Here is a 25,061-nt window from a genome sequence, read left to right as displayed (position 1 = left end):
TGCCCGACCAGCTGCCGGCCACACGGCGCCGCCCACGCCACCGTCACCGCCGCCGCTTGATCACTTCCGTCCCGCGTACAACACCCGAGTTCCCGTCGTGAACCGGGCGAGCGCGTCCGGCAGGGGGTCGACGCCGACGCCCGGGGCGGTCGGTACGGGTAGGTGGCCGTCCTGGAGGACGAAGGGTTCGGTGATGTCTTCGGCGAAGTAGCGGCTGGAGGCGGAGGTGTCGCCGGGGAGGGTGAAGCCCGGGAGGGCGGCGAGTGCCAGGTTGGGGGCGCGGCCGATGCCCGTCTCCAGCATTCCGCCGCACCACACGGGCACGCCGTGGGCGGCGGCCACGTCGTGGATGCGACGGGCTTCCGGATAGCCGCCGACGCGGGCCGGTTTGACGTTGACGACCCGGCAGGCGTCCATCGCGATCGCGGACGCCGCGTCGCGCGCGGAGTGGATCGACTCGTCGAGGCAGACCGGGGTGGCCAGCCGCTTCTGGAGCTGGGCATGGGCGTGGAGGTTGTTCTCCTCCAGCGGCTCCTCGATCAGCAGCAGCCCGAAGTCGTCGAGCCTGCGCAGGTGCTCGGCGTCGGCGAGCGTGTAGGCGGTGTTGGCGTCGACCTGGAGCGGGAGTGCGTCACCGAAGCGTTCGCGTACGGCGCGCACCGGCTCGATGTCCCAGCCCGGCTCGATCTTCAACTTGATGCGGAGGTAGCCCTCGGCGAGGTACCGCTCGACGTCGTCGAGGAGTTCGGGCACGGAGTTCTTGATGCCGACCGAGACGCCGGCCGGCACCCGTTCGTGGACCGAACCGAGAAAGGTCGCGAACGACATCCCGCAGGCGCGCAGTTCGGCGTCCAGGAGGGCGGTTTCCAGGGCGGCCTTGGCGAGCTCGTGGCCCTTGACGGAGGCCATGGCGGTGGTGACGAACGCGGTCGTCGGCTCGGGCAGGGCTGCGACACGCGGCAGCAGGAAGTCCCGGATGACGATCTCGGCGCCGGCGACGAACTCCGAGCAGTACAGCGGCTGCGGGTCGGCGGCGAACTCCGACCAGCCCTCGGCCTCGTCGGTCACCACATGCAGCAGGAAGGTGTCCTTGCTGGTCATCGTCCCGAAGGAGGTACGGAACGGGGTGACGAGCGGGATGGCGACGTGGAGCAGTTCGACGCGTTCGAGCTTCATTCCTGCTCCTCGGAAGCGGAATCGGAGGGGTCGGAGGGGTCGGAGGGGTCGGAGGGGTCGGAGGGGATCTTGGAAGTGGCCGGGGACGGGCGGCGGGTCAGCAGGTACCAGCCGTCGCGGGACATGGCCGTCGCGCGCAGGCCCTCGCCGTACGCCTCGGTGAAGATCTCACGCACGGCGTGCCGCCAATCGAGCGCGAGGGCCGGGTCGGCGGCGCGCAGAGCGACGATGTCCTCGGGCACGCGGCACCACAGCCTGTCCGTGTCGCGCAGGGCGAGCGGGCCGCCGTCCGGTGCGCGGCGCACGACATGGGCGGCCGAGCGGCCCTCGCCGGGGTCGTCCTTCCGTGCGGTCCCGGACACCAGGTCCCACACGACGGTCAGCCGGTCGCTCTCGTCGCCGTCGTTCACACCGTCGCTCATCGGGCCGTAGAAGTCGACCAGGTACTCGCTGCCGACGGCACCCAGCTTGACCAGGTTGAAGCGGGCGTTGCGGCTGACCAGCGGGTCGAAGGTCCAGCGCATGGTGGTGGCGCCCCGCTCCAGCGCCCACAGCCGCTGCGCCTGCTTGACCGCGAAGCCGACGCCCCGGCCGGACGCACTCGCCGCGGCCACGAACGAGTACACGTCCCGCTCGGCGGGTGGCCCGAACACCACTACCGCCGCCCCGGCCGGCCGGTCACCCGACGGCACGGCGGGGTACGCCGCGTGCACCGCGCCACCGGCGTGCACCAGGCTGTGCAGCACCTCCGAGGGGTAGGGCGGGGTGGCACGCGGCGTCTGCCACACATCGGCGAAGAAGTCGGCCACCGCACGAATTCCGGCCACGTCGTGCACCGTACGGACCGTGATCCCGGCGGTACGGGCCGCGGCGTCGGCGAGGGCGCCCACGTTCGGCGTACCGTCCGCCGTACCGGTCCCGGCGGTGGAGCTCGTCACAGCTGTCATGCCCTGAGTCTCCGGGGCCACGACCTGTCGGCCATTGTCCTCATGCACAATGAAACCCGAGACCTCTGTTGCGATCAGCCAAGGCCCTCAGCGGTCACCGTCCGATAAAAATGCCGATCGTCCTCATGTGACCGTCACCCACCGAAGAGACCGCCCCCCATGGACGCCTGCACCCTCGAGGAACTTCTCGACACCCTCGGCGAGCCCATGTTCCGTGTGCTCACCACCCCGGCCGGCCTCACCGCACCCGTCTCGGAGGTCCTTCTGTACGACGCCGGGGCCCCGTTTCCGCGCAGCGCGCCCGGCGCCCTGCTGCTGTGCGTCGGGGCGCGAGCGGGTGAGGTCGAGGCGCTGGCCCGCGAAGCTGCGGCGGCCGGAATGGCCGGGCTCGTGGTACGGGACAGGGACGGGCAGCCCGACACAGTGGCGGCGGCGAGGGCCCACGGCCTCGCGCTGCTCGCCGTCGACGAGGAAGCCGCCTGGCACCACGTCCATCTGCTGCTGGCGTCCGCGATCGGTTCCCGGCCCGGCCCGGCGGGCGGCGGGGCCGCCTTCGGGGACCTGTTCGCCCTGGCCAACGCGGTGGCCGCGGCCGTGGGCGGTGCGGTCGTCATCGAGGACACCCGCCAGCGGATCCTGGCCTACTCCACCGTCCCCGGGCAGGCCGTCGACGAGGCCAGGCGGCAGGGCATCCTGGGCCGCCAGGTACCGAGCAGCCCCGAGAACACCGAGCAATACCGCGTCCTGTTCGCCGCCCCCGGACCCGTGCGCCTCGCCGCGCTCGACGGCGACGAGCTGCCGCGACTTGCTGTCGCGATCCGCGCGGGCGGCGAGACGCTGGGGTCGGTGTGGGCCGTCGACGACGGGCACCTCGGCCCCGATGCCGAGGAGGCGCTCGCCCGGGGCGCGTCCACGGCCGCCCTCCTCCTGCTGCGGGCCCGGGCAAGCGAGGAACTGTCCCGGCACCTGACGAGCGACTCGCTGCGCCGTCTCCTCGACGGCACCGCCGATCCCGCCGGCGCCGCCCACCGCCTCGGCCTCGCCGCCGACGCCCCGGTCCGTGTCGCGGCCTTCGCACTCGACGGAGCGGTGTCCGCGCCCGACGGGGAACAGACCGCGCTGCGGCTGCTGGACCTCGTACGGCTCCAGTGCGAGGCGCGCTACGGGCGGCACGCGTGCGTGCTGGTGGACGGGAGGGTGTACGCGCTGCTGCCGGTGGCCGGAATGGGGGTACCCCCTGCTCGAGCGGAGCCGAGAGCTTGGGGGAGCGGTGGGGAGCGGCACAAGCGGCTCGTCGAGGACATCGTGCGCCGCGCGGGTCAGGCGCTGCGGGTGCCGGTGCGGGCGGGGCTGGGTGACGTCGTCGCGGATCTGGCGGCCGTGCGCGGCTCACGGGAAGACGCCGACCTCGTCCTGCGGGTGCTCGGGCCGGACGAGGATGTCGCTGCCGTGACCGACGTACGCCCCCGCGTCACCCTGCTCCGGCTGCGTGAACTCATCGGCGAGCAGCGGGAGCTGACGGAAGGATCCTGGCGGGAAGTGCTGGCGTACGACGCCGAGCAGGGCACCGACTACGCCAGGACCCTGGTGTGCTGGCTGGACGCCGGATGCGACATGGCGCGCGCGGCGAAGCTGCTCGCCGTGCACCCCAACACCTGCCGGTACCGCATCAGGCAGGCGCAGCAGCACCTCGGCATCGATCTGGACGAACCGGACGAGCGGTTGGTGCTGTGGTTGCAGCTGCGGACGCTCGGTGGCCTGCGGGGCACCGGCCGGTGATTCCCACCTGCGGGCAGGCCGTAGGTGGGAATCACCGGTCGGCGTTCAGCCGCTCAGCCAGGCCGCCAGCCGGGCCTCGCACTCCCGCAACTGCCCGACGGGCACGTACTCCCCGGCGGTGTGCGCGAGCGTCGGGTCGCCGGGGCCGTAGTTGAGCGCGGGCGTGCCCAGCGCGGCGAAGCGGGCGACGTCGGTCCAGCCCAGCTTGGGGCGGGGGGTGGCACCCAGGACCTCGACGAGCGAGGCGACCGGGCCCTGTCCGAGCCCGGGCAGGGCGCCCGGCACGACCTCGGTGACCTCGACGTCGTACTCGGGGAAGAGGCCGCGCAGATAGGCCTCGGCCTGCCCGGCCGAACGGCTGGGCGCGAAGCGCAGGTTGACCGTGATCACGCAGGTGTCGGGGACGACGTTCTCGGCGATGCCCGCGCGCACGGCGACCGCGTTCAGCCCTTCGCGGTACTCCAGGCCGTCGATGACGATCCGCTCGGCGCTGTGGTCGTCGAGGCGCTGGAGCACGGCGGCCGCCCGGTGCGCGGCGTTGACGCCCCTCCATGAGCGGGCCGTGTGCGCGCGCTCGCCGCGCACCGTGATGTCCGCGTTCAGCACGCCCTGGCAGCCCGCCTCGACGCCCGCGTCGGACGGCTCCATGAGGATCGCGAGGTCCGCCTTGAGCAGCTCGGGGCACTCGGCGGCGATGCGGTTCAGGCCGTTGCGGTCACCAGACACCTCCTCGCACTCGTAGAAGACGTACGTGACGTCGCGCACCGGTGCGGTGAGGGTGGCCGCGAGGCGCAGGGCGACGGCGACGCCGCCCTTCATGTCGCACGCTCCGAGCCCGTGGAGCAGCTCACCGTCCAGCCGGGAAGGAAGGTTCCCGGCGGCCGGGACGGTGTCCAGGTGGCCGCCGATGACCACCCGCTCGGCGCGGCCCGAGTCGGTGCGGGCCACGAGGGAGTTGCCGATGCGTTCCACCGTCAGGTGCGCGCAGCCGCGCAGGGCGGACTCCACGGCGTCCGCGAGAGCGGCCTCGTCCCCGCTCTCGGAAGGGATGTCCACCAGGGCCCGCGCAAGATCCACCAGGTCGTCGGTCGGGTTCAGCGAGGCCATACGACGGTCTCCTCCTGCGGAGCTGCCGGCCAGTTCAGCCGGGAGTGCTTGATGCCGTAGAGCGCGTAGATCGCGAACCCGACCACCATCCACAGCCCGAACGCGATCCAGGTGTCGGCGCCGAGCCCCCACATCACATAGCCGCAGCACAACGTGCCCAGCACGCACGTCACCGGCGCCAGCGGCACCCGGAAGCTGCGCGGTGCGGCGGGGTTGCGCCGGCGCAGGATCAGCACGGCACAGTTGACCAGCGCGAACGCGAACAGGGTGCCGATGCTGGTGGCGTCGGCGAGCGCGCCCAGCGGCACCCGTGCGGCGAGCACCATGACGAACGCGGACACGATGACCGTGTTGGCGCGGGGTACCCCGGTCTTCGAGTGCACCTTGGCGAACACTGGCGGCACGAGACCATCGCGTGCCATCGAGAACAGGATGCGGGTCTGCCCGTACTGCACGGCGAGGACGACGCTCGTGGTGGCGACGACCGCGCCGACGGACAGCAGGATCGGCCACACGTTACCGCCGCCGACCGAGCGGACCAGCACCTCGCTCAGAGTGGCCTCGGTACCGGCGAACTTCTGCCACGGCATGGCGCCGACCGCCGCGATCGCCACCGCGCAATAGAGCGCCGTGATCAGCCCGAGGGAGAGGAGGATGGCGCGCGGCAGGTCACGCTGCGGGTTCTTGGCCTCCTCGCCGGCCGTGGACGCGGCGTCGAAGCCGATGTACGAGAAGAACAGGGAGGCGGCGCCCGCGCTCACACCGGCCATGCCGAGCGGGAACAGCGGCTGGAAGTTCCCGGCGCGGAACGCCGTGAAGGCGACGGCGCAGAACATCACCAGGGCGGCCACCTTCACCGCCACCATGATCGTGTTGACGAGGGCGCTCTCGCGTGCCCCGCGCAGCAGCACCACCATGGCGAGGACGACGATCGCGGCGGCCGGAACGTTCAGCACGCCGCCCGCGCCGGGCGGGGCGGCCAGCGACTCCGGCAGCGTCCAGCCGACGGTGAGCTCCAGCAGTTCGTTCACGTACTGGCCCCAGCCGACCGCGACGGCGGCGACCGAGACGCCGTATTCCAGCACCAGACACCAGCCGCAGACCCACGCGACGAGTTCGCCGAGCGTGGCGTAGGCATAGCTGTACGAGGATCCGGCGCCCGGGATCATGCCCGCCAGCTCGGCGTAGGACAGGGCGGAGAACAATGCGGTGATCCCGGCGAGCACGAAGGAGATCACGACGGCGGGGCCCGCCTCGGGCACCGCCTGGCCGAGGACGACGAAGATTCCGGTGCCGAGGGTGGCGCCCACGCTGAGCAGCGTGAGCTGTGTGAGCCCCATCGTCCGCCGCAGCCCACCACCACGGGCCTCGGCTACCAGATCGGCGACGTCCCGCCGCCGCGTCAACCTGCTCGCAGTGCCGACCTCACCCGCGGGTGTTTGCGGTCTCGTCTGCACAGTGTCCACGCGCCACTCCTCTCACAGCTCCCGTTCCGGCCCTTGATGATGCGGAAGGGCGGGGCGGGGAGGGGTGTGCGTGGTGGCCAGGACAGTGAGAGGCGCTTTGGCCTTCTGGCCAATGCCGGAGGTGGATGGGTTCGGCATTCCGAGGGCTGCGGCCGTCCGCGTGATCAACTGTCTCGGACCGGGGTATACGGTGGTCGGACCCCGGCGGGGTCGTGTCCGCGTGCCGGAACGTCCGGCGGCGAGTCGTGAGCGGGTCAGGCATGGAACTGGTTCGCCGGGACCGGGAGCCCGTGTCCGCCGCGTCCGCCCCCGAGCCGGGAGATGATCTGCCGGACCGTCAGCTTCTCAGGCACCGCGAGATCGATGATCAGTCCGGAACGGCTCTGCCGGCCTTCCGGCTTCGGCCTGGCGAGAATGAAGTCCGGTAGACATGCGTGGAGTTCAAGGACCGACGGCTCGGTCCTGGAGCGACGACCGCCTCGGACTCCCAGCCTTCCCGGGGTGCCTTGGCGACCCGGACAGCCCGGTCAGCAGGGTCAGTGGTTCGAGCCGGCCCGGCGACCGGAACTCGTCCGTGTTCGATGAGGGCGGGGCCGTCCGCGACGAACAGCGAGTCGAACTTGGCGCTCTCGGCCGGCTTCGCCGGCTCGATCCAGTGCCGCAGGTCGAAGTCGGCCCGGGGATTGCCGTGCGGGAGCCGCCACGCCGCCTCGTGGTGGCCCGCCTCCATGAGGAAGGCGTTGAGGTGGAGCCGCCGCCGTCACCGCCGTCGTACGCGATCAGGTGTTGCCCGGGTCCCTGGAGTCGGCCACGGAGCAGCTCCCTCACCACATCCGCGCCTCGCTGGGACAACCCGATCGGAGTAGGCAGACGAGACGCGAAGTGATCTTGTGGTGCATGCGACAGCCACGGCCGGACGATCCGCGGGCTTCGAGATCGTGCCCAAAGCCGAACCTACCGCTGGGGGACGGTGAGCTCGCGGCCACGGTAGAAGCCTTCCCGTTCCTCGACGACGTAGGGGGCCATGGCCGCACGCCGTTGCGCCTCCGGCTCGGAGGACCGCCAGGAGTCGCAGGCCTCCTGGGAGTCCCAGAACGACACCCCGGTGATCGCCTGTCCGTCCTCGGACCAGTACGCGAAAGCGCGACGCATGCCCTGAGGTGAGGTGGCCGGCTGCCAGGCCTTCTCGAAGTCCTCCAGGGTGCCGGGTCGAATGCGCCGCGTCGTCACCCAGACGAAGTGCTCTTCCACCGCATCCTCCTCCGCAACGCCGGTTCGGCTCGCCGAGTCCTCTTCGACCACCGTAGGCCCGCGGCACGTTCTTTGCCTGCGGTGGTGGACGCCGGCGCCGCCACCGCACTGCGCCGGAGCACCATCAAGGGGTGGGCGGAACACGACGCCGAGCCGCGCCTTTCCGGAAAGCCGACGACGGGGGTCAACGGTCATTGCCGGCGAAACCGACTGGACTGCAGCTTAGGGCACGTCACCAATGATCGTCGGGCGGGCGAGCGCCGCCCAGGGCATCACATGCCTCGGCTGGTGCATTCTCGGCGGTCATCGCTACGCGGAGGCTTCCGGCCCGGGCTCATGCGCGCTGCTCGCTTCGCTGGTGCGCCTGCCATGAGTGGATCCGCCCTTCCCCCTGAGATGCCCTGTGCGTTCAAGAAGGGCCCGGTGCGGAGGGACCGCGGTCGGAACTGAACGGCGGTACCGCCTCCGCGCCGCCCGTCACGTCTCCGTCTCCGGCCGCGGGCATGTTGACGGCCGGGCGGCCGTCCTCGGCGAGTACCACGATGGCGTCGTCCTCGCTCAGGGTCAGCGGCGCGGTCTTGGCGGGATTGAGGAAGATGCCGTAGGTCGGAGGTTCGTCGCTGTGCCGCGCGATCCGGTAGCCGATGGCTGTCTCTCCCTGTTGCCGGGCCGCCTCGATGACGGTGGCGAAGTTCGCCGGTGTTTCCGGAAGGAGGTAATTGGTGGCCGGCTTGAGGTAGATCTCCGATCCCGCAGGATCGAAGAGATCGGTGAATACGGCGTAGAGGTGGCGGTCCTCGACGAGTTGGGTCAGCAGGAGGCTGATTATCTTGGTACTGACGATGAAGTCGTCCGCCTTGGTGACCTGGGCGATCTCGCGGTTGGCGTCGTTGTTCATCTCCGTGACGATCGAGTACGGGCTGCCATGGCGGATGGCGATGTCGCGGAGGTGAAGCAGCGTCACCAGGGTGTGAGCGTCGGCCGATTCGGGGTCGATGTCGTCCTCGGTCAGGACGATGACGTTGCGGTATCCGTCCAGTCCCAGGGACTCCAGCGATGGCCGGAGGGTGGGTTCGCAGGGTTTGTAGCCCACCGTGAGGTTCTCCAAGTGCTCCTGGAGGTTGTTCTCGGGGCGTCGAGTCGCCGCGATGTCGATCAGCGATCCGGGCTCGACCAGGCAGTCCAGCAGCGTGATGATCTTTGCCGAGCGGGAGTTCCAGCCGATCATGAGCGTGCGGTCGGGTGTCGGAGGCCGGCCGGGGGCGGAGGTGATCGCCGAGCCGACGATCGTGGGCCGGGTGTCTGCCGGCCGGATGAGCAGGTCGTCCTCGGCCAGGACGAGCAACTCGTCATCGCCGGCGATGACCGTGTTCATCGGCGGGTTGACCAGGGACTCACCGTCCTTCCTGCGCAGGCCGACCGGGATGCCGAGATCGAATCTGTTGAGCGCCTCCCCGTACGTGGCGCCGGCCAGCCCGGCCACGGGATAGGGATACAACTCGTTGCCGACGAAGCTGAGCATTTCGTTGAAGACGGTGGACAGACCCGTCTGCCGGTGCGACTGCACGATGAGGCGGACGGCGATGTCGTCGACATCGATCACCAGGGCGTCCTCGCCGGCCGCGAGGCGGGCCGCCGCCAGGTTGGGCGACCTGCGCACGGCCGCAACGATGTTCGGGCGCGGGCCGCTCCAGGACCGGTTGTTCAGGAGCAGCAGGGTCTTGATGACATCGGTGTCCCCGTCGTCGGTGACCGGCGGCAGCACCATGACGGACTTGGCAGCGTCCAGACTCACCAGTTCCAGATCCGCCGGCTGAAGTGGGCTGCCGCAGCGGCAGATCACCCGCGTGCGTCCGGTGTCCGGGATCCTTCTGCGGATCTCGTCCTCCATCTCGACCTTGTCGCGCTCGGTGAGGATCACGACACACGAACGCCGCTCGCTCTGGTTGGCCTCGACCAACTCCGCGATCACCGTGAAGACTTGTTCCGACCAGCCGAGCACGACGGTGTGCTCGCGCTCGATCAGCCGGGACTTGCCCCGTCGCAGTTCGTGGATCCGGGCCTCCAGGCCGGCGGTCAGCACGCTGATGAGCGCGCTGACGATGAAGATCCCGCCGAGGGTCGCGGCCAGCATGAGGCCGAGGAATATCCGACCTCCGGTGTCCCCGCCCATCGTGCCGGGATCGAGCGTACGCAGCAGGCTCATCCAGGCCACGCCCAGCCAGCCGCCGTTCCTCTCGGTGTCCTCGTCGGTGAACGCGACCACCAGAGACGTCACCAGGACGATCAACGCGACGGAGGCCAGGGCCAGCCAGCCGATCAAGGCCTGCGTCCCGCGGTCCATCGTCCCGTCGAACCAGTACCGCAACCGCTCCCGCAGTCTCGCGCGCACTGCCGAAGACCTTCCCTCCGCTGCCGGTGGCCCTCCCCTGAGCGTCGTCATTCCTACCGTCGACACGATCACTTAATCGCGGGGACACAGGGGGTGCAGGCGAAGGAGAGGGCGCAGAGATGCACACAGCAGGGGATGAGCCGAACCGCTCCCGAAGTCACCACCCTTGTCGTGTCGCTTGTCCGGTACGGCGTGGACTGGGGGCCCGGGGAGACGCCAGGGTCCCCGGTAGCCGGCTTCCGGCGTCGCTCGAAACGGTGCATCATCGCGCTCGCCGGGTACGACGGCTGTGTCCTCGCGCTCAGCACCGCGTTCTCTCTGGTGCTGCTGATGTTCTGGCCGGGCGAGCCGTGGGTGTCGCCGCCTGCGTGGTGACGCTTCCGGCGACCCTGCCCTTCCTGATCGTCCAGCTGTCCGGGGCCGGGTCGCTGCTCACCTTCGCCCTGGGCCTCCCGCACGTGGTGGGCGCCAGGGTGGGCAGCATCGTCGACGTGTTCAGGGCCACCCAGCGGGGCAGCGGCGCGGGCCCCGCCTTCCTCCTCCGGCAGGGCGTGCGTCTGTACTCCGCGCGGGACGGGCCGCCGTGCGTCGCTCCCTGTCGTGGGCGGTCGGAGCGGTCACCGTGTTCCGCCGGCTCCTGATCATCATGGGTACGGGCGCGGCGGCGCCGGTGGGATCGCAGTCCATCACCGCGGCCGACCCACACGGCAGGACATCGGTGCTCATGCTCTCGCAGGTGCTCGGCGGGGCGCCCGGCTCCGCGCGCACGACGCTTCTCTACTCGGCTGTGGCGGGCATGGTGTTCCTCACCCTGCCTCCAGAGCTGGAACGTCGGCGTGCTGACCACTGTGGCCATCTGCATCGGGGCATCAGCGGTGACACCCGCTCTCACCTGCTGCTTGTTCTGACGGGGTTTCACGCGCACCCCCCCCGCTCGCCACCCTCTACGGCGGCGCGGCCTGCGTGCCGGTGCTGACGGCCTTCTCCCAGGCCGTGCCGGGCACGCCGTCCGCCGTCTCCCCCAACGCCGACTTCGCCCTGTTCCCGATGCAGTCCACCGGACTGGCACCGCGCCGCCGACAGCCTCGAGAGCCGGCGGCTGTACGAAGAGAGCGAGGCACGACTGCTCGATCTCCCGGAGGCAGCCCGTCAGGTCAGGCCCGCCCGACGGTGACTGGACGCTGCAGAACGAGGCCAAACCGGAGGAACTGGAGGAGCCGGACAACCCCGATTCCGGTGAGCGGCCGATGCAGTACCTGGAGCGGCCGCCCGCCTGCCTGACCGTGGACAAGCCGATGGTCGACGCGACCGGGAAACCGGCCGACGGCTCCTTCTCGCCGGGGAAAACGACCTCCAACCTGCCCGGCGACGCCACGCGTACCGACTACACCAACCCGGACGGCTCCGGCCTGCACGTCGTCACCGGGCGACGGGACGATGCCGTAACAGCGCATCTTGCGGTACCTCGTGGCGCGGGAGATGCCGAGGTCCTGGGCGGTGCGCTGGACGTTGGACTTGTGGTCCGCCAACCCGCGCAGGATGGCGTCGCGTTCCAGCGCCTCGACGGTGGTCAGGAACTTCTGCGAGGACACCCGGCCGCGGCCTGGTACGGGACGACGTCGCGGCCGTACTGATGGACGAGCCGCTCACCGTCATCGACCCGCAGGTGAAGCACCTGCTGCGGCGCAGGATCCGCGAGATCACCGAGCAGTTCAGGCCCACCGTGATCCGCACGGCACGACCGAGGTCCAGGCGGACGTCCGGCCCGAGTATGTCAAGATCGTCACGGATCCCGGTCCCCACACCTTCCCGGGCAGCTGGTCAGGACCAGGACGCCGCGGGAGGAGGGAGTCCCAGCGGGCGAGGAAATAGTGGTCCATCTGCCGCGTGCCAAGGTTGTTCCTTACGCGGACGGCCAGTTGGTACTCCAGTCGTCATGACACATCATCGAAGGAATCCCCATGATCTTCATCACCGCCAAGTTCCGAGTCCGTCCCGAGGACGCCGACCGCTGGCCCGAGATCACCGCTGACTTCACCCGGGCCACGCGCGCCGAGCCCGGCTGTCTGTGGTTCGACTGGTCGCGCAGTGTGGAAGACCCGGCGGAGTACGTCCTGGTCGAGGCCTTCCGCGACGACGAGGCCGGGGCCTCGCATGTGCAGTCCGCGCACTTCAAGGCCGCGCAGCAGACGTTGCCGCCCCATCTGGTCGAGACGCCGCGCATCGTCAACATGAACGTTCCGCAGGACGACTGGTCGCTCCTGGGGGAGATGGCGGTGCCCGGCCACGAGTAGCAAGGCCGGGGGACGGTCAGGTGAACGTGCCGGCCAGTGGTTGTTCGGTCCACACGGTCTTGCCCTCGCGGGTGTATCGGGTGCCCCAGCGCTCGGTCATCCGGGCCACCAGGAACAGGCCGCGTCCGCCCTCGTCGGTGGTACGGGCGCGGCGCAGGTGGGGTGAGGTGTGGCTGGTGTCGCTGACCTCGCACACCAGGGTCCGTTCACGGATCAGCCGCAGGGTCGCCGGGCCACTGGCGTAGCGATAGACGTTGGTGACCAGTTCGCTGGCGATCAGTTCGGTCGTGAACGCCAGGTGGTCCAGACCCCACTCGCTCAGCTTGGCCGAGATCAGGGCCCGGGCCCGGGCGGCGCTCTCAGGCTCCAGCGGCAGACGCCAGGAGGCGACGTCGCCCGGTGGCAGCATGCGAGTGCGGGCGATCAGCAACGCGACGTCGTCGGTGGGGCGCACGGGCACGAGGGAGTCGACGACCGCTTGGCATGTGCGGGAGCATGCAGCGCGTCCGGGCCTGCGTGGCCCTCGGGACAGCTCTGATCGCCCGGTGCGGGACGGCGTATGCCGGACCCCCCGATTGGCGTGCCCAGGGGCGACAGGTGCCGGTGAGGAGACTTCCATGGAAGACATGCCCCGACTCGACAGCGCATGCCCCCGCCCCCTTCGCTCCGCCGCGGCAGTGGGCCTGGTTGCGGCCCTGGCCGTCGGCTGTACCGGGGCCGGTGCCGACACCGCCACCACGGCCGGCCGTGCGGCCGTCGCGACGTCGCCGCTGCCCACCGTCCCACCCGCCCAGCCACCGCCGCAGCTGACCCGCGCCAAGGTCGAGACCGCGGTGAGCCAGCTGGACGACGTCGTACGGGACGCCATGCGCCGCACCGGTGTGCCCGGAATCGCCGTGGGCGTGGTGCACGACGACAAGGTGCTGTATCTGAAGGGGTTCGGCCTGCGGAAGGCGGGCACGAAGGACCGGATCGGACCGGACACCGTCTTCCAGCTCGCCTCGGTCTCCAAGCCTGTTGCGTCCACCGTGGTCGCCGCGGCCGTGGGCGAGAAGACGGTCGGCTGGGACGACCCGGTCGTCGACCACAGCCCTGGCTTCGCCCTGAAGGACCCATGGGTCACCCGCCATGTCACGCTGGCCGACCTGTTCTCGCATCGCAGCGGACTGCCCGACCATGCCGGAGACCTCCTGGAGGACCTCGGCTACGACCGCTCGTACATCCTGGACCACCTCCGCTACGAACCGGCGGCCCCCTTCCGTGCCCACTACGCGTACACCAACTTCGGGCTGACCGAAGCCGCCGTCGCCGCCGCGCGAGCAGCGGGGACCAGTTGGGAGAAGCTGTCCGCCGAGAAGCTGTACCGGCCGCTCGGCATGGACTCCACCAGCTCTTCCTTCGCCGACTACGAGAAGGCGGCCAACAAGGCCCTCTTGCATGTGAAGAGCGGGAACAGCTGGCGCGTCGAGCATGTGCGCGACCCGGACGCCCAGAGCCCGGCGGGCGGGGCCAGCTCCACGGCCTCGGACATGACGAAGTGGCTGCGCCTGCAACTGGGCAACGGCAGGTTCGAGGGGCGCCAACTCATCGACGCCGCCGCGCTGGAGCAGACCCACCTGCCGTACATGGTCTCCGAGCCGCCGCACTCGCCCGCGGGCAGGGCCGGGTTCTACGGGCTCGGCTGGAACGTGAGCTACGACGACCAGGGCAGGCTCAAGCTCGGCCACTCCGGCGGCTTCGCGCTGGGTGCGGCCACCAACGTCGCGTTGTTGCCCTCGGAGAAGCTCGGCATCGTCGTCCTGACCAACGGCGAGCCCATCGGCGTGCCCGAGGCGATCGCCAGCACGTTCCTCGACACCGCGCAGACGGGCGGGCCGACCGTGGACTGGCTGACGTTCCTCGGGCCGATCTTCAAGGAATCGCTGCACGGGGAGGAGTCGTCGGTCGACTACAGCAAGCCTCCGGCCTCGCCCGCACCCGCCAAGGCAAACAGTGCCTACACCGGAACGTACGCCAACGAGTATTACGGACCGATGGCCGTCAGCGCCCAAGGGGACGAACTCACCATGCAACTCGGGCCCAAGAAGCAACGGTTCTCCTTGCGCCACTACGACGGTGACACCTTCAGCTACCGCACCACCGGCGAAATGGCCGTCGGCCTGTCCGGCGTGACCTTCACCGTCGAGTCCGGCGGACGCGCCGGCAAGGTCCGGGTCGAGAACCTCGACACGACCGGTCTCGGCACCTTCACGAGGAACGACTAGCGTGCGGGCGAGGTCGGCCGGACACGGCGCGGGAGGTCGCGTCGCCGAGCGTCGCCTGCAGGCTTCTTGAGTCGCAGCGAGGTGGGGGCGGGCCCGAGAGGTCGGGACATCGACCGGGTCCGCCCCCGCCTGCCTACTTCGCTACCGGGCCGAACTCCTTGCGGGTGTCGACCGGCTTGCCGAACAGCTGCCACCGCTCGCCCTTGAACCGCATCAGCTGCATCGTCTCGATCGGGAAGGCGTCGTCGGGCCCGGTGGAGAGGGTGACCCCGGGCAGCAGCATGTCCACCTTCACGTCGTTCAGGTTGCGCACCGCGTCCCGCAGCCCCTCCCTGGTCGGGCACTTCATCGCGTCCAGCGCCTTGTGCAGGCTGGAGGCGGCGGCCCAGCCGTAGGCGTTGAACTGGTTGGCCGGGTCCGAGTCGGGCACGTGCTTGTGCAGCGCGTCCTTGTACACCTTCATCTCCGGGTCGTCGGCCCACTGCGGGTCGGCGGGGTCCTTGAAGTACGTCGCCGAGACCACGCCTTGGACGTTCTTGAACCCGACCGGCTGGAGCACCGTCGCGGACGAGGACACGTTGTTGACGATGTGCAGCGGGTTCCACTTGGTGTTCTTGGCGTCGGCGGCGAGGGCCTGGCTGCCGAACTTGGGCGTGGTGATGTTGAGCAGCACATCCGCCTTGGACCGGGCGAGGCTCGTCAACTGCGCCGAGACGGAAGGATCGGTCACCTCGTAGCTCTCCTCGGCGACCACCTTGACTCCGCTGCCGGCGACGGCCTCCTTGAACCCGCCGAGCAGGTCCTTGCCGAAGTCGTCGTTCTGGAAGAGGACCGCGACCTCGGCCTTCGGCTTCTCGTCCTTGAGGTACTTGGCGTACACCCGTGCCTCGGACACGTAGTTGGGCTGCCAGCCGATGGTCCAGGGGTGCTTGTCGTCCGTGCCCCAGACAGAGGCGCCCGTGGCGACGAAGGGCTGCGGCACCTTCTGCTTGTCGAGGTAGTCCCAGACGGCTGCCGTGGACGGGGTGCCAAGGCTCTGGAACACGGCGAAGACCTTCTCCCGCTCGACCAGTCTGCGGGCCTCCTCGACCGCCTTCGGCGGCTGGTAGCCGTCGTCGCGGACGATGAACTCCACCTTGCGGCCGTCTATGCCGCCCTTGTCGTTGACGTGATCGAAGTACGCGGTCACACCCTTGCTGATCGTGCCGTAGGCGGAGGCAGGTCCCGACAGGGGGTAGATGCCGCCCAGCTTGATGGTCTTGTCGGTGATGCCGGTGGTCTGCTGGCCCTTGCAGGCACCGTCGGCTGCGGTGTCCTGGGAGTCCTGCCCTCGCTGGCTGCTGCAGGCGGTTGCGGTGAGCAGAGCTGCGGCCGCGGCGGCAGCCGCCCGCAGAGCGGTGGTCTTGCGCATGCGATTCATTCCTTTTCCGTGCGGGGCTGTGCGCCCACGGGTTCGGCATCGGCAACTGCGGGATCCGCGGGGGTGTCCGTCGCGGAGGGTTCGGATGCGGCCTGGGACTCCGGCTGCACATCGGACGCGGACGCAGCCTGGGACTCCGGCTCCGCATCCGGTGCGGATTCGGCCTCGGGCGTCCGGTCGGGGGTGGCTGCGGGGCGGGGCAGGCGGCGGGCGACAGCAGCCCGGACTCGGCCCGGCAGACCGGCCAGTCCCGTCGGGGCCACGAACATCACCGTGATGATCAGCAGGCCGAACACCACTCCCGGTGCCGCCTCGCTGACGTCCTGGGACACGCTCGGGACGTACATCACGAACGCCGCCCCCAGCAGGGGCCCGTACAGCGAGCCGAGCCCCCCGACCACCAGGCCGGCCAGCAGCGTGATGGACAGGACGAAACTGAAGGAGTCGGGCGAGACGAAGCCGATCACCCACGTGTACAGACACCCGGCGACACCCGCGAACATCGCGCTCCACGCGAAGGCGAGGGTCTTGTGCAGCGACAGCCGTACGCCCATGACCTCGGCGGCGCTTTCGTTGTCCCGTACGGCGAGCAGTGCCCGGCCGACCCGGGAGCGCAGCAGGTTGCGGGCGAACAGCAGGGCCACCGCGGTGACGGCGAGGACGACGAGGTACAGCCACTGGTCCTCGGCCAGCCCACTCCACGCGGGCGGCTGCAGCTTGTCCACGGTCAGGCCCATGGAGCCGCCCGTCACCGGTTCCAGCCGCTTGAGCAGGGGCGGCAGGAACACCGCGAACGCGAGGGTGACCAGGGCCAGATACAGGCCGCGCAGCCGCAGCGCCGGCACTCCGAATCCCAGGCCGAGCAGAAAGCATCCGGCTGCCGCGACCGGCAGCGTGGCCAGGTGGCCGGTGTCGTACCGGTCGAGCATGACCGCCGCCGTGTAGGCGCCCGCCGCGAAGAACGCGCCGTGCCCGAGCGAGATCTGCCCGCCGAAGCCGACCAGGAGGTTCAGTCCCGCCAGCGCCACGGCGTACAGCAGCACCATGGTCAGCTGGAAGACCTGGAAGGGGGCGAAGTAGAACGGCGCGCCGACGGCGACCGCCGCCGCGAGCAGGACGGTGAGCGCGGCCCGCAGGCGCCGGGCGCGGTCCGTGCCGAGGGTCGCGATGATCGTGCTCATGCGCGTTCCACCGCCGCTCGTCCGAACAGGCCCTGGGGCCGCACCAGCAGCACCGCCAGGATGATCACGAGGGGGACGCCCACCTTCAGATCGGCGCCGATGACGTCGACGTACGCCCCGGTCAGGGTCTCGGCGACGCCGACGAACAGGCCGCCCACGACCGCGCCGACCGGGCTGTCGAAGCCCCCGAGGGTGGCGGCGGCGAAGGCGTAGATCAGCACTCCGCCCATCATGTTGGGCTCCAGGAACAGCAGCGGGGCGACGAGGACGCCCGACACGGCGCCGACCGTCGCGGCCAGCCCCCAGCCGAGCATCAGGACCCGGCCCACCCGGATGCCCGACAGCCGGGCGGAGGCAGGGTTGCAGGCGGCCGCCCGCATCACCAGGCCGATGGCGGTGTGCTGGAACAGCAGGTAGAGCAGGCCCATCACTACGGCCACCACGCCGATGATCCCGAGCGTGGACCAGTCCACGCGCACCCCGGCCAGGTCGAGCCCGCCGTCGGGGAACGGCTGCGGGAAGTCCTTCACGGTGAACGACCAGATCAGGCCGGCCAGCGCGTTGACGAAGATGAACAGGCCGACCGTGACGATGACGACCGTCAGCTCGGGTGCGCCCTGCACGGGGCGGACGACGATCCGCTCGACCAGCATGCCGCCGGCGAAGGACACCGCGAGGGTGACCGGCAGCGCCAGCCAGAACGGCATCCCGGACGCCACCAGCTGCCAGGCGACGTACGTCGAGAGCATGGCCAGCTCGCCCTGCGCGAAGTTGACGATTCCCGTGAACCGGTAGATCAGTACGAGGGCGAGCGCCAGGCTGGCGTACACCGCTCCGGAGCCCAGTCCTTCCACCACTTGCTGGAGAAGTTCGGTCACGGCGCTCACCCGGCCTTCCGGGCGCTGACGGAGACACCGAGGTACACCTCGGCGACCTGCCCGTCCTCGCGGATCTGCTGAGCCGGTCCGGACAGCACCAGGCGGCCGGCCTCCAGTACGTGCGCCCGGTGCGCGATGTCCAGCGCGAGCTGGGCGTTCTGCTCGACGACGACCACGGTGGTGCGTTCCTCCTCGTTGACGGCACGGACGATCTCGAACAGTTCGCGGGTGACGAGTGGGGCGAGCCCCAGGGACGGCTCGTCCAGGAGCAGCAGTGACGGCCGCAGCATCAGCGCCCTGCCGATGGCGAGCATCTGCTGCTCCCCGCCGCTGAGGCTGCCGGCGGCCTGCCGCGAGCGCTGGCGCAGCTTGGGGAAGTAGCCGTAGATCCGCTCCAGGTCGCCCGCCACCGCCGCGCGCTCGGCCCGGCGCCGCGTGCGCAGGTGGGCGCCGATGCGGAGGTTCTCCTCGACGCTCAGGTCGTTGAAGGTGCCCCGGCCCTCGGGCACGTGTGCCACACCGAGCCGGGCGGCCTGCTCGGGCGAGCGGCCCAGCAGCTCCGTACCGTTCAAGGTGACCGAGCCACGGCCGCGGACCATGCCGCACAGCGCCCGCAGCGTCGTGGTCTTGCCCGCGCCGTTGGGCCCGAGGATCGCGCACACCTCACCGCGGGCGACGGAGAAGTCGAGGCCCTGGAGCACGCGGGCCTGGCCGTATCCGGCGTGCAGGTCGGTGACCTTCAGGAAGTCCGGCTCCGCGCTCTCCGCGGACTCGGTGGTGGGCTCGCTCATGCGGCCACCCCCAGGTACGCCTCGATGACCGCCGCGTCGCGCTGGATCTCCTCCGGCGAGCCCTCGGCGATCTTGCGGCCGAAGTCGAGGCAGACCACCTTGTCGCACAGGCCCATCACGAATCCCATGTGGTGTTCGACGACCACGAGGGTGAGGTCGAAGTCCTCGCGCACCGACCGGACCAGATCCGCGAACTGGCCGACCTCGCCGTGGCTGAGCCCGTTGACGGGTTCGTCGAGCAACAGCAGCCGGGGCCGTACTGCGAGCGCCCGGGCGAGTTCGACGCGTTTGAGCGTGCCGAACGGCAGCCCTGCGGCGGGGTGGTCGGCGACGTCCGCCAGGCCGAGCCGCCGTAGCAGGTCGTCTGCCCGGTCACGTAGCTCCCTCTCCTCCCGCCGGACGCGGGGCAGCCGGAGCGCCGCGGCGAGGTGTCCGGTGCGCCCCCGGCTGTGGGCGCCGACCATGACGTTCTCCCGGACCGTGAGCCGCGGGAACAGGCCGAGGTTCTGGAAGGTGCGGGCGATGCCGCGCCCGGCCACGGCGTGCGGCAAAAGGGCGAGCAGGTCCTCACCGTCGAACCGCACCGTCCCCGCATCTGGGGTACAGCGCCTGGTGAGGCAGTTGAACAAGGTGGTCTTGCCGGCTCCGTTCGGTCCGATGAGCCCTACGGCGGTGCCCGGCTCGACGGTGAACCCGACACCGTCCAAGGCCGTGATCCCGCCGAAACGCACGCTGATACCGTCGACCGCGAGCATGAGTGACGCCCTTTCCGACGTGCTGGGGGGTGGGCGAGCGTCACAGTAGGTGGGGGTGTTCCGGGCGCACATTGGGTGTGAGCACCCAACTTCCGGGCCGCCGGACTGTGCGCCGCGCACAGGTCCCCGCGGATGTCTCACCCCGGGCCTGTTGACGGAGCACGAGGCGGGCGGCGACGATCGGCGCCATGCCTCGCGGTCCCGCTCCGGGCACCCCCCGACTCTCCGAACCGCTCCGCCGGGAGCGGCGGCGGATCCTGCACACCGTCCACGACCGGATCGAGGAGGTTGCGGAGACCGCCGTCGAGGTGATGCGCGCGGAGATCCCGTCGTACGCACTGCAGGACGAGCGGTTCTTCGACGACGTACGGGAGCAGGTGCTGGAGCACTACCGGATGCAGTTGGCGGCACTGGCCGGCGACCGGGACATCGCCCCCGAGGACCTGGTGTTCAGCCGCGCGGCCGCGATGCGCAGAGCCCGGGCGGGGTTCGCCCTGGAGGACTGGATCAGCGCCTTCCGTGTCGGGCGGCAGGTGCTGTGGGACGCGCTGCTGGACTGCGCGGGCACCTCCGCCGAGGCCCAGCAAGCCGCTCTGTCCCTGGTCACACCACTGATGCGGTACGTCGACTTCGCCAGCACGCATGCCGCGCAGGCCTACGTCGAGTACCAGCAGCACGTGGTGGCGGACGCGGACCGGGAGCGCCGGGACCTCCTGGACCAGCTGTTGGCCGGCGTGGCACCGACGCGAGGTCCGCTGTTCGCCGCGGCGCAGGCGTACGGCATCGGACCGCGCTCGCCGATGATGGCGGTCGTGGCGGTGTGCGTCGACACCGCCGGTGCCGCGGACCTCACCTCCGCCGAACACGGGTACGCCACCAGCGCGTCGATCAGCGTCGCCGGGCCCTGGGCCGGCAGAACGCTGGTCGTCGTGCGCCACGGCGAGGTGGTGACCGTACCCGTGGTCCGGGCCGGCATGGACGCGGAGGACATATGCGCCCACTTCGAGGCCGTGCAGCGGCGGCTCGCGCGGGCGGGGACCATGCTCTCCATGGGCATCAGCACCGTCGCCCAGGGCGCCGCCGAACTGCCGCGCGCGTACGCGGAGGCGCGGGCCGCCCTCGACCTGGTGCCGAGCGGGGGCGGGGTGTCGGCGCTGCCGCGGCTGTCCCCCTTCGACTACCTGGCGCTGCGCGCCGACGACCTCGCCCGTCAGCTGGTCGACTGCCGGGTGCGGGCGCTGCTGGAGGAGGACCGCAGAAGGGGCGACACGCTGGCCGCCACCATACGGGCCTTCGCGGAGGCGGACCTCAACCTGCGGCTGGCCGCCGACCGGCTGCGGATCCACCACAACACGGCGCACTACCGGTTGCGTCGCATCGAGGAACGCACCGGCCGCAATCCGCGCCGGATCGCCGACCTCCTGGAACTGCTGGTCGCCCTCGCCATCCGCGACGGGGCCGGGGAAGGTGAGGACGGCCGGTGAGCGGCATCGTCGAATCCGCTGGGACCGAGGCGGCACGTCAACTGCCCCAGGAGCACGGGAGCATGGGCCCGTCGGAGGGCCACGCCGGTCAGGACCGGACAGTCCGGCGTGCGCTGCTGGACGCCGCGCTGGAGGTGTTCACCGAGCGCGGTTACACCGATGCCGGCCTCAGTGAGATCGCGGCGCGCTCCGGCATCCCGGTGGGCAGCCTCTTCCAGCACTACGGCGGAAAGCGGGGGCTCTATCTCGCCCTCTGGGAGGAGTTCCGCGAGGAGCAGGAGCGCCGGACCGCGGCCACGCTGACCGCCGAGCGCAGCCGTGGCGTGGACGACCCCATCGCCCTCTTCGTGGCCGGAGCCAGGGCGTACCTGGAGGGTGCCTGGGACAACCGGCGGCTCGGCAGGCTCCTCGTGGAGGACGACGGCCCCGCAGGCTTCGACGCCCTGCGCCGCCAGTGGGACCGCGCGTGGGTACGGCGCAACGCCCGGCTCCTGGAGGTGGACGAGCGGCGACGCGCCGGCCGGGTGCGGGTGAGCGTACTGACCACCGTCATCGGAGGGGCGGCGCGTGAGCTGGGCGACTGCGGGGACGAGACGGAGGCCCGGGAGATCGTGGACGAGGTGTGCGGCATCCTGATCCATCTGTCGGCACCGCCCGGCTGAATCACCGGGCGGGGCTCATGGTGTGCGGCCTAGGTGTATTGATCACGAGCGTTGTTAACGCTGGGCGGGCTTGATCATGGCGAAGGCCCCCGTGTGTGGTGGAGGTGTCGAATCTTCACCGCACGGAGGCCTTCATGTCCCACCGTAATGCCCGGCTGACCGTTCACGGCAGGCGGCTGCTCGTCGAACGGGTCCGCGCAGGTCGCCCCGTCGCTCATGTCGCTGCGGAGATGGGCATCTCCCGTCCCACGGCCCACAAGTGGATCCGACGCTGGCGATCCGAGGGCGAACCGGGTCTCGCCGACCGCTCCAGCCGGCCCCGGACCACACCCCATCGCACCCCGGCAACTGTGGAGGCCCGCGTCTGCCGCCTGCGGCAGGACCGCAAACTCGGCCCAGCCCGCATTGGCCCGATCCTGGGCCTGCCCGCCTCGACGACCCACCGGATCCTGTCCCGCCACGGCCTGAACCGCCTGGCCCACCTGGACCGGCCCACCGGCCAGGTCATCCGCCGCTACGAACGCGACCGGCCCGGCGAACTCATCCACGTCGACGTCAAGAAACTCGGCCGGATCCCCGACGGCGGCGGCCACAAGATGCTGGGCCGCCAGGCCGGCCGGGCCACCCGCGGCGGCATGGGCTTCGACTACATCCACTCCGCCGTCGACGACCACAGCCGCCTCGCCTACAGCGAGATCCACGCCGACGAGAAGGCCGCCACCTGCGCAGCCTTCCTGCGCCGGGCCGCAGCCTTCTTCACCACGCACGGCCTCGACCGCATCGAGCGGGTGCTGACCGACAACGCCTGGCCCTACCGCAAAAGCTTCGCCTGGCGACAGGCTCTGGCCGACCTCGGCGCCACCGGCAAACTCACCCGCGCCTACCGGCCGCAGACCAACGGCAAGGTCGAACGCTTCAACCGCACCCTGCTCGACGAATGGGCCTACCTACGGCCTTACACCAGCAACACCGAACGCACCGACGCCCTGACAGACTTCCTCCACACCTACAACCACCACCGCTGCCACACCGCACTCGGCGGCCACCCACCCATCACCCGCGTGAACAACCCTGCGGGTCAATACACCTAGGCCCTGTCGTCTGGATCATCCCGGCGTCGCGGGGTCTGGTCGGCTCAAGGGTGCCGTACCTCATAGCCGGCCTGATCCAAACGACAGGGCCTACGCACCGATGGCGGCTCCCTGCCTGAACGCAAGCGCGTCACCGAGCAGTTGCCCACCGTCGATCACCATCGTCTCGCCGGTGATCCAACTCGCGGCGTCGGAGACGAGGAAGGCGACCGCCGAGGCGATGTCGGCGGGCTCCCCGATGCGCCCGAGTGCCGTCGAGGCGGACACGGCCTGCTCGTGCTCCTGCCACAGAGCCTCGGCCAGCTTGGTGCGCACCACTCCCGGTGCCACCGCGTTGACGCGCACCTTCGGCGAGAGTTCCAGGGCCAGCTGCTTCGTGAGATGGATCAGTGCGGCCTTCGACGCGTTGTACAGGCCGATGTTCGCCTCGAAGGCCATGCCGCCGACCGACGCGGTGTTGACGACCGCGCCGCCGTGCTCACCCATCCAGGCCCGGGTGGCCAGCCCCGTCCACAGGACGGGAGCCCACAGGTTCACGTCGAAGGTCTTGGCGAACCGGCCGTGGTCCTGGTCGATGACCGGTCCGAAGGCCGGGTTGGTCCCCGCGTTGTTGACGAGGATGTCCAGGCTTCCGAAACGCTCGAGCGTCAGGTCCACACAGCGCCGGGCCGCCTCTTCGTCGACCGCGTGCGCACCGACACCGACCGCTGTGCCCCCGACCTGGGCCGCGGCGGCCTCCGCCGCCTCCTGGGAGCGGGAGGTGAGGACGACGTTCGCCCCGGCGGCGGCGAGGGCCTGGGCGATCGCCAGCCCGATACCGCGGGAGGCGCCGGTGACGACAGCGGTGCGACCGGTGAGAGCGAGTCCTGCCATGTCAGTTCACCGCCGCCGCGGCCACGTCGCGGTACTGCCGCAGTTCCTGCTTGGCGATGGCCCGCTTGTGGACCTCGTCGGGACCGTCCGCCAGCCGCAGCGTCCGCAGTTGCGCGTACATGAACGCCAACGGGAAGTCGTCGGTCACTCCCGCTCCCCCGTGCACCTGGATCGCGCGGTCGACGACCTTCAGCGCGATGTTCGGGGCGGCCACCTTGATGGCCGCGATCTCGGTACGCGCTTCCTTGTTCCCGACCGTGTCCATCAGGTACGCGGCCTTGAGCGTGAGCAGGCGGATCATCTCGATGTCGATGCGCGCTTCCGCGATCCAGTCCTGGATGTTGGACCGTTCGGCGACCGGACTGCCGAAGGTCACCCGTGACTGCGCGCGCCGGCACATCAGCTCCAGCGCCCGCTCGGCCGCGCCGATGGCCCGCATGCAGTGGTGGATACGGCCGGGCCCGAGCCGGGCCTGGCTGATCGCGAAACCCTCGCCCTCGCCCTTGAGCACGTCCTTGGCCGGCACCCGGACGTCGGCGAAGTCGATTTCGGCGTGCCCCTCACGGTCCTGGTAGCCGAACACCGGCAGACCGCGCATCACCGTGATCCCTGGGGCGTCGATCGGGACGACCATCATCGACTGCTGCCGGTGCGGGGCGGCGGTGGGGTCCGTCTTCCCCATGACGATGAGCACCTTGCAGTTGCGGTGCAGGGCGTTGGACGCGAACCACTTGCGGCCGTTGAGCACGTACTCGTCGCCGTCGCGCTCCATCCGCAGCTCGATGTTGGTGGCGTCGGAGCTGGCGACACGCGGCTCGGTCATCGCGAAGGCCGAGGCCATCGTTCCGTCGAGGAGGGGCTTGAGGTATTTCTCCTTGTGCTCGTCGCTGCCGAACAGCGTGAGCACCTCCATGTTGCCGGTGTCGGGAGCGTTGCAGTTGCACGCCTCGGAGGCGATGTGGCTGCGCCCCATGATCTCCGCCAGCGGCGCGTACTCGAGGTTCGTCAGCCCCGGGCCCCACTCCGGGTGTGGGTGGAAGAGGTTCCACAGTCCGCGGCGGCGCGCCTGAGCCTTGAGCTCCTCGATGATCGGCGGGTGGAAGTGCGGGTCACCCGACGCACGCATCTGCTCGTGGTACACCGCCTCGGCGGGGTAGATGTGCTCGTCCATGAACTCGAGCAGATCCGCCCGGTACTTCTTGGCGCGGTCCGAGGTCTCGAACAGGGACATACGAACTCCTTACGGGGAG

The 25,061-nt window shown here is 70.5% G+C and carries 22 protein-coding genes and 1 pseudogene; 8 read left to right on the top strand and 15 right to left on the bottom strand.

Translation table 11 applies throughout. The features are described 5' to 3' along the window. Nucleotides 1–60: 60 nt before the first annotated feature. Both menC and ACIBAG_RS38240 read right to left on the bottom strand, forming a co-directional pair. Complete coding sequence (gene menC / locus ACIBAG_RS38245; protein WP_399111821.1) at nt 61–1,176, bottom strand: o-succinylbenzoate synthase; 1,116 nt, start codon at nt 1,174–1,176, stop codon at nt 61–63. Further along, nucleotides 1,173–2,123: a chorismate synthase gene (locus ACIBAG_RS38240; RefSeq protein WP_399111819.1), complete on the bottom strand. Its 951-nt coding sequence runs from the start codon at nt 2,121–2,123 to the stop codon at nt 1,173–1,175. Before ACIBAG_RS38240 ends, menC begins: the two co-directional genes overlap by 4 nt. A 159-nt stretch (nt 2,124–2,282) precedes the next feature. Here ACIBAG_RS38240 and ACIBAG_RS38235 point away from each other — a divergent pair, with 159 nt between their 5' ends. Next, nucleotides 2,283–3,902, top strand: a complete 1,620-nt coding sequence (locus tag ACIBAG_RS38235; RefSeq protein WP_399111818.1) for a PucR family transcriptional regulator — start codon at nt 2,283–2,285, stop codon at nt 3,900–3,902. Nucleotides 3,903–3,947: 45 nt separating this feature from the next. Here the strand turns inward: ACIBAG_RS38235 and dapE are convergent, their stop codons facing one another. The 4 genes from dapE to ACIBAG_RS38215 form a co-directional block, all read right to left on the bottom strand. Next, nucleotides 3,948–5,009, bottom strand: coding sequence for a succinyl-diaminopimelate desuccinylase (dapE, locus tag ACIBAG_RS38230; protein WP_399111817.1), 1,062 nt, complete (start codon nt 5,007–5,009; stop codon nt 3,948–3,950). Then, complete coding sequence (locus ACIBAG_RS38225; RefSeq protein WP_399111815.1) at nt 4,997–6,475, bottom strand: amino acid permease; 1,479 nt, start codon at nt 6,473–6,475, stop codon at nt 4,997–4,999. The genes dapE and ACIBAG_RS38225 overlap by 13 nt, the downstream gene beginning before the upstream one ends. Nucleotides 6,476–7,429: 954 nt before the next feature. After that, nucleotides 7,430–7,726 carry a hypothetical protein gene (locus ACIBAG_RS38220; RefSeq protein WP_399111814.1) on the bottom strand — a complete coding sequence of 99 codons (297 nt, stop codon included), beginning with the start codon at nt 7,724–7,726 and terminating at the stop codon, nt 7,430–7,432. Between the two features lie 409 nt (nt 7,727–8,135). Further along, nucleotides 8,136–10,118 (bottom strand): potassium transporter TrkA, encoded by a 1,983-nt coding sequence (locus ACIBAG_RS38215; protein ID WP_399111813.1) that lies wholly within the window; start codon nt 10,116–10,118, stop codon nt 8,136–8,138. 135 nt (nt 10,119–10,253) lie between these two features. Between ACIBAG_RS38215 and ACIBAG_RS38210 the strand changes: the two genes are divergently transcribed. Beyond that, entirely contained in the window at nt 10,254–10,493 is a 240-nt protein-coding gene (locus tag ACIBAG_RS38210) for a hypothetical protein (protein WP_399111811.1), read from the top strand. Continuing rightward, nucleotides 10,487–10,759, top strand: coding sequence for a hypothetical protein (locus tag ACIBAG_RS38205; RefSeq protein ID WP_399111810.1), 273 nt, complete (start codon nt 10,487–10,489; stop codon nt 10,757–10,759). Before ACIBAG_RS38210 ends, ACIBAG_RS38205 begins: the two co-directional genes overlap by 7 nt. Before the next feature lie 513 nt (nt 10,760–11,272). Here the strand turns inward: ACIBAG_RS38205 and ACIBAG_RS38200 are convergent. Continuing rightward, a complete protein-coding gene (locus ACIBAG_RS38200) occupies nt 11,273–11,710 on the bottom strand; it encodes a helix-turn-helix domain-containing protein (RefSeq protein ID WP_399111808.1) in 438 nt (145 codons plus the stop codon). A 369-nt stretch (nt 11,711–12,079) separates the two neighbouring features. Between ACIBAG_RS38200 and ACIBAG_RS38195 the strand changes: the two genes are divergently transcribed. Then, entirely contained in the window at nt 12,080–12,412 is a 333-nt protein-coding gene (locus ACIBAG_RS38195) for a putative quinol monooxygenase (protein WP_399111806.1), read from the top strand. A 16-nt stretch (nt 12,413–12,428) separates the two neighbouring features. Here the strand turns inward: ACIBAG_RS38195 and ACIBAG_RS38190 are convergent. Further along, a pseudogene (locus ACIBAG_RS38190) lies at nt 12,429–12,911 on the bottom strand (ATP-binding protein); the annotation flags it as partial. A 118-nt stretch (nt 12,912–13,029) separates the two neighbouring features. On the opposite strand from ACIBAG_RS38190, the gene ACIBAG_RS38185 reads away from it, so the two are divergent. Beyond that, complete coding sequence (locus tag ACIBAG_RS38185; RefSeq protein WP_399111804.1) at nt 13,030–14,676, top strand: serine hydrolase; 1,647 nt, start codon at nt 13,030–13,032, stop codon at nt 14,674–14,676. A 133-nt stretch (nt 14,677–14,809) separates the two neighbouring features. On the opposite strand, the gene ACIBAG_RS38180 is transcribed toward ACIBAG_RS38185, so the two are convergent. The 5 genes from ACIBAG_RS38180 to ACIBAG_RS38160 are packed head-to-tail and all read right to left on the bottom strand — an operon-like array spanning nt 14,810 to nt 19,701. Then, nucleotides 14,810–16,087 (bottom strand): ABC transporter substrate-binding protein, encoded by a 1,278-nt coding sequence (locus ACIBAG_RS38180; RefSeq protein ID WP_399111803.1) that lies wholly within the window; start codon nt 16,085–16,087, stop codon nt 14,810–14,812. 5 nt (nt 16,088–16,092) lie between these two features. Beyond that, nucleotides 16,093–17,277 carry a branched-chain amino acid ABC transporter permease gene (locus ACIBAG_RS38175; protein ID WP_399111802.1) on the bottom strand — a complete coding sequence of 395 codons (1,185 nt, stop codon included), beginning with the start codon at nt 17,275–17,277 and terminating at the stop codon, nt 16,093–16,095. Continuing rightward, nucleotides 17,274–18,155, bottom strand: coding sequence for a branched-chain amino acid ABC transporter permease (locus ACIBAG_RS38170; protein ID WP_399111800.1), 882 nt, complete (start codon nt 18,153–18,155; stop codon nt 17,274–17,276). Before ACIBAG_RS38170 ends, ACIBAG_RS38175 begins: the two co-directional genes overlap by 4 nt. Nucleotides 18,156–18,160: 5 nt before the next feature. Next, nucleotides 18,161–18,946, bottom strand: coding sequence for an ABC transporter ATP-binding protein (locus tag ACIBAG_RS38165; protein WP_399111798.1), 786 nt, complete (start codon nt 18,944–18,946; stop codon nt 18,161–18,163). Then, nucleotides 18,943–19,701, bottom strand: a complete 759-nt coding sequence (locus tag ACIBAG_RS38160) for an ABC transporter ATP-binding protein (RefSeq protein WP_399111797.1) — start codon at nt 19,699–19,701, stop codon at nt 18,943–18,945. The genes ACIBAG_RS38165 and ACIBAG_RS38160 overlap by 4 nt, the downstream gene beginning before the upstream one ends. Nucleotides 19,702–19,889: 188 nt before the next feature. Between ACIBAG_RS38160 and ACIBAG_RS38155 the strand changes: the two genes are divergently transcribed. From ACIBAG_RS38155 to ACIBAG_RS38145, 3 genes are all read left to right on the top strand, one after another. After that, on the top strand, nt 19,890–21,185 hold the full coding sequence (locus tag ACIBAG_RS38155; protein ID WP_399111795.1) for a PucR family transcriptional regulator: 1,296 nt from the start codon (nt 19,890–19,892) through the stop codon (nt 21,183–21,185). Next, on the top strand, nt 21,182–21,847 hold the full coding sequence (locus ACIBAG_RS38150) for a TetR/AcrR family transcriptional regulator (RefSeq protein ID WP_399111794.1): 666 nt from the start codon (nt 21,182–21,184) through the stop codon (nt 21,845–21,847). Before ACIBAG_RS38155 ends, ACIBAG_RS38150 begins: the two co-directional genes overlap by 4 nt. Before the next feature lie 134 nt (nt 21,848–21,981). Continuing rightward, nucleotides 21,982–22,938: an IS481 family transposase gene (locus ACIBAG_RS38145; RefSeq protein WP_399111792.1), complete on the top strand. Its 957-nt coding sequence runs from the start codon at nt 21,982–21,984 to the stop codon at nt 22,936–22,938. Nucleotides 22,939–23,028: 90 nt separating this feature from the next. Here ACIBAG_RS38145 and ACIBAG_RS38140 read toward each other — a convergent pair whose 3' ends face one another. Beyond that, complete coding sequence (locus tag ACIBAG_RS38140; protein WP_399111790.1) at nt 23,029–23,811, bottom strand: SDR family oxidoreductase; 783 nt, start codon at nt 23,809–23,811, stop codon at nt 23,029–23,031. 1 nt (nt 23,812) lies between these two features. After that, a complete protein-coding gene (locus ACIBAG_RS38135) occupies nt 23,813–25,042 on the bottom strand; it encodes an acyl-CoA dehydrogenase family protein (RefSeq protein WP_399111789.1) in 1,230 nt (409 codons plus the stop codon). Between the last annotated feature and the right edge of the window lie 19 nt (nt 25,043–25,061).

Source organism: Streptomyces sp. NPDC051243 (genome assembly GCF_044455405.1).
Classification (GTDB): domain Bacteria; phylum Actinomycetota; class Actinomycetes; order Streptomycetales; family Streptomycetaceae; genus Streptomyces.
Note: the sequence above shows the minus strand (reverse complement) of the source record. Positions and strands in the feature narration are given on the sequence as shown.